Raw genomic sequence first — 4,407 nt, 5'->3', positions numbered from 1 at the left:
CGGGACTGTCCCTCACTCATTTAAAGTGATAAAACATACCAAAACTGAACGGGATGGAGTAAAATGGAATTTAAGATCATAACCATTCCTAAAAAGAGATACAATGGGGATAATTTTACATTAAAAATCATGAACATTCGTACAATATTTTCACTTCTTTCTAATTATATAAAAAGGAGCAAGGAACTTGTCATGAACGATTACATTCAAACTATGCGAAGGATGATTGGTCATGAAACACTGTTAACCGTTGGGTGTGGTGCGATTATTGAAGATGAATATGGTCGTATATTATTACAACATCGAACGGACGCGGATGTTTGGGGAATACCTGGTGGAGTTATGGAAATTGGCGAAACGTTCTTAGAAACTTTAGAAAGAGAAGTCTATGAGGAAACAAATCTAAAAATCTATCATCCTCAATTGTTCGGTTTATATTCAGGTAAAAAAGGACTCACCCAATATGCCAATGGGGATAAAGTGTATAGTATTCAAATCATTTTTCACGTCAGGGAATTTGAAGGAGAGCTAAAAAGAAATAACGAAAGCCGAGAATTACGCTTCTTACATAATAACGAACTACCCCCAAACATCAATCCTCATCAAGCACCCTTCATTTATGATTGGGTAGAAGGGGTATCCACTCCGATTATTAAATAGGTTTGGGATGGGTAATTTAACTCTTTAAAGTAGTGAGGGACAGTCCCGCGGTCCTTTAAAATATTAAACAACGAAAGTGAGTGAGTGGATGGCAATTATAAGATATTTATTTTCTACATTACCCATTCATTTATTTATGGGTGGGATTTCGTTAACTTTATTTTTAGCTACTCTTAATGATCGGACGCATTCGGAAGCAATCAAACTATCTTTATTTCTCTTCTTTTTTAATATAATAGGATATTTATTACTAAGCTCTTTTCTCCCAAAATGGTTTCAAGCGAAAGAGGTGTTATGCTCAACCTTTTTCTTTTTAGGATTAGGCTTGTGTATTTGGGCTATTAGTTTTTTAACATTACAATTAGGGAATTTATATTTCCTTTATCATATTGTTGGTTATACCTCTTTTATTTGGATTCCTTACTCATTCACTAATATAAGTGAAGAATTGGGGTTAAAACTCGGCTATTTATTTTCTATAATCCCATCAATATTAATTATCTTTGGATTTTATGTAGGCAAAGTACATAAAGGGGACAGTCCCGCACCCCTTTAAAGTGTCAAAGCGATTGTTCCTCAGGAGGTCAATAGACTATGGGTATTCACCAAGCCAACTTGAGTGCCAAAACACACGCGACGTTAAAAATGGTTGTATCAATGGTTATTTTTGGTTCGATTGGTTATTTTACCGTTCTTACAGACTTGCGTTCTTATGAATTAGTTTTTGTTCGTTGTATAAGTGCGACCGTCTTTTTAATACTATTTTGGTTGCTTACAGGTAAATATAAGGCGGAACAGTGGAGTAAAAAAGAAGTGCTTCAAGCGCTTGCGTGTGGCTTTTTCCTTGTGTTTAACTGGGTATTTTTATTCAAGTCATTTGAAAATACATCTATCACCGTTGCCATTTCTGTCTATCACCTAGCTCCTGTTCTTGTGCTTATTTTAGGAGCCATCTTTTATCGTGAACGCTTAACCCTTCTGTCGGTGACGTCCATAATCCTCTGTTTTATAGGAACCGTTTTTATATCAGATCTCAATGCAGAAAGCTTTCGTGGTCAAGGGGTTTCGGCTGGAATCAAATGGGGGCTTTTAGCCGCGCTATTTTACGCGATGACCACTTTGCTCAGTAAAGGTATTCAAAAGTTAAGTCCCTACGCAACGACGTTTATTCAAACGGGGTTAGGTGTAATTTTGTTACTTCCCTTGATCCATCTTGAAGAATTTCATCATCTAACAGCCTCCAATTGGTTGGCCGTGACCACAACTGGAATTGTTCATACAGGAATCGTGTATTTGTTATTCTTTGATAGTGTTCGTAATCTTTCTACTAAAATCATTTCGGTTCTCGTGTTCCTTGACCCTGCCGTTGCGATTTTACTAGATACGATTTTCCTCGGCTTTCGTCCAAATGCATTACAAAATGTCGGAATGATTCTTATATATAGCGGCATGGCGTTAACATTAGTAAAGTCGAAACAAACGAAAGTAGAGAGAGTTTCTCTAGATAGTTAAATATGGGACTGATTTTTTGGGGACAGTCCCTCAATGCTTTAAAGCAGTGCGGGACTGTCCCTCACTTTCGATTTATAGATGGTGTCTAGTCTTAGCGGTAGGATGAAAGTTGCTCTTGTATGGGTGTAAGAGAATGATACTGAGGAATATTGTCATGACTAACATAATTAGTGTCCCCATTATTACGATCACTCGGATGGAAACTATTTGAGCGACTGCTCCAAAAATGGCAGTTGTCACAATAACTAGTAAGGCCTCGACAAACGCATATACACTTCCTACTCGTCCCATCACTTCTACAGGAATGTTGTTTTGATAAAAAGTTTGAAATCCTGTATTAGCGAAAGCGAGAAAAAAGGATAGAACAAAAAAGCCGATAGCCGCTAATAAAAATCCGTTCGAAAAAGCATAAATGAGATAGCCAATCGAGACGAAGACCGATCCTAAGCCGATGAGCAGGGACGTCGTCATTTTCTTTACCGTCATTACGTTGACGAGCGCCCCAACGACAACACCTGCCCCCGCCACACTGACAAGAAACCCGTATTCCGTATCAGACAATAATAAAATTTCTTTTGAAAACGCAGCTTCCAATGAATCGACTGCCGTCATGAGGACGACTAAACAGCTAAATAAAAAGTAGACAAGCATGATATAAGCGGACTTGCGGCTAAAATCGATGACGATTGCCCAATCCTTTTTTAATAGATTAAAAGAAAATTTGGCCGTTGGTGCCGCCCTATTCGATTCAAGGTTCGGTAAAAAGAAAGTAATCCATCCTGACAAAAATAAAGCCGCCGCATTTATAAAAATAGCAAGAGAAGGAGTGCCGATCAAAAATAACAATCCGGCAATGGCAGGACCGATGAGAAATCCACCTGAGTCGATTAAGCTTCGAAGGGAATTGAATCGTTTGCGATCTTCAGGTTGGATTAATTGGGTAATATAGGTCCTAGAGGTCGGTTCAAACATCGCGCCGGCCATGTTGATAAAAAATACAAAAACATAGATTGCCCATAATGAATCGAAAAAAGGTAACCAAAAGATGAGAAGGGCACGGGTAAAGTCTAAACCAATCATCAAATTCCGTTTATTAAACCGATCAATGAGGCTTCCAGACCAAACGTTCGTCACTAAAGCAGCAAAAGGTTTGATGATATACAATCCCGATACGGCCAGTGGTGATCCGGTCATATCTAACACAATTAAATTTAGGGCGATAAAATAAATCCAACTACCTACGTTGGCTACTCCTATTCCGATTAGCAAGAGGAGTGGATTCTTCCATGTATGGAGTTTATTTTTCATTTGCATAAACGTTCCCTTCTTTTTTAAGAAAAATATTCCAAATATATTCAATAAATCTTTCTCTATTCCTTCTTCGTACCACAAAAAAGTTTTGTCCAAATATTGTAAAATTAAAGGTATAATATAAACCAAATTTGATTAAATTAGGGGCGATTGTATGAAAGGAAAAATTGCTGTTGTAACGGGTGTCAGCCATCGCCAAGGAATTGGGGCGGCTATTTGCCGTGAGTTTGCCAAAAAAGGAGTGGATATTTTTTTTACCCATTGGAAAAGTGATGAAGAGTGGGTGCGGGATTTTACAAACGAAATCCGTTCGACGGGTGTTCGTTGTGAAAGTGTAGATTGTGATCTATCGGATGTTGAAGCTCCTAGTGAGCTGTTAGATATTGTTTCTGAACGGATGGGGTTTCCGTCCATATTGGTTAACAATGCAGCTCACTCGGAAAGAGATGGGTATGAACAATTAGATGCGAAGCTGTTGGATGACCATTACGCCGTCAATATGAGAGGAACTTTCTTGCTTTGTGTCGAATTTGCTCGGAGGTTTCAAAAGTTAAATCTGACTTCTGGTCGAATCATTAATATGACCTCAGGCCAAGATAAAGGTCCGATGATAGGGGAGTTAGCCTACGCTGCGACCAAAGGAGCCATTTCAGCTTTTACGCTTACGTTGTCAGCCGAACTCGCTCCACTTGGGATAACTGTCAATGCCGTTAATCCAGGACCAACCGACACCGGATGGATGACAGAAGATATCAAGAAGCATCTCAAGTCTAAATTTCCAAAAGGACGTATCGGACTCCCTGAAGACGCCGCCCGATTAGTCGCCTTCCTCGCAAGCGACGAAGCTGAATGGATCACCGGACAAGTCATTCATTCGGAAGGTGGGTTTTTAAGATTTTAAAACTTTAAAGTAGTGAGGGACAG

5 protein-coding genes are annotated in these 4,407 nt (G+C 39.0%); 4 read left to right on the top strand and 1 reads right to left on the bottom strand.

What is annotated here, in order from left to right; genetic code table 11:
* Positions 1-192 precede the first annotated feature (192 nt).
* From ABES52_RS12670 to ABES52_RS12660, 3 genes are all read left to right on the top strand, one after another.
* On the top strand, positions 193-660 hold the full coding sequence (locus ABES52_RS12670; RefSeq protein WP_429651518.1) for an NUDIX hydrolase: 468 nt from the start codon (positions 193-195) through the stop codon (positions 658-660).
* 88 nt (positions 661-748) lie between these two features.
* The gene (locus tag ABES52_RS12665; RefSeq protein ID WP_429651517.1) at positions 749-1,216 is read left to right on the top strand and encodes a hypothetical protein; all 468 of its coding nucleotides are present in this window, start codon (positions 749-751) and stop codon (positions 1,214-1,216) included.
* A 38-nt stretch (positions 1,217-1,254) separates the two neighbouring features.
* Complete coding sequence (locus tag ABES52_RS12660; RefSeq protein WP_429651516.1) at positions 1,255-2,172, top strand: DMT family transporter; 918 nt, start codon at positions 1,255-1,257, stop codon at positions 2,170-2,172.
* A gap of 72 nt (positions 2,173-2,244) precedes the next feature.
* On the opposite strand, the gene ABES52_RS12655 is transcribed toward ABES52_RS12660, so the two are convergent.
* Positions 2,245-3,480 (bottom strand): MFS transporter, encoded by a 1,236-nt coding sequence (locus ABES52_RS12655; RefSeq protein ID WP_429651519.1) that lies wholly within the window; start codon positions 3,478-3,480, stop codon positions 2,245-2,247.
* Between the two features lie 157 nt (positions 3,481-3,637).
* Between ABES52_RS12655 and ABES52_RS12650 the strand changes: the two genes are divergently transcribed.
* Complete coding sequence (locus tag ABES52_RS12650; protein WP_429651515.1) at positions 3,638-4,384, top strand: SDR family oxidoreductase; 747 nt, start codon at positions 3,638-3,640, stop codon at positions 4,382-4,384.
* The last annotated feature ends 23 nt before the right edge of the window (positions 4,385-4,407 follow it).

It is taken from the genome of Aeribacillus pallidus, assembly GCF_050478865.1.
Lineage (GTDB): Bacteria > Bacillota > Bacilli > Bacillales > JACDOC01 > JACDOC01.
The sequence above is the reverse complement of the archived record's forward strand: the minus strand, read 5'-3'. Positions and strand labels throughout refer to the sequence as shown.

Coding starts and splice junctions, on each gene's coding strand:
- ABES52_RS12660 (WP_429651516.1), top strand. CDS start 1,255: ATGGGTATTCACCAAGCCAACTTGAGTGCCAAAACACACGCGACGTTA.
- ABES52_RS12670 (WP_429651518.1), top strand. CDS start 193: ATGAACGATTACATTCAAACTATGCGAAGGATGATTGGTCATGAAACA.
- ABES52_RS12650 (WP_429651515.1), top strand. CDS start 3,638: ATGAAAGGAAAAATTGCTGTTGTAACGGGTGTCAGCCATCGCCAAGGA.
- ABES52_RS12655 (WP_429651519.1), bottom strand. CDS start 3,480: ATGAAAAATAAACTCCATACATGGAAGAATCCACTCCTCTTGCTAATC.
- ABES52_RS12665 (WP_429651517.1), top strand. CDS start 749: ATGGCAATTATAAGATATTTATTTTCTACATTACCCATTCATTTATTT.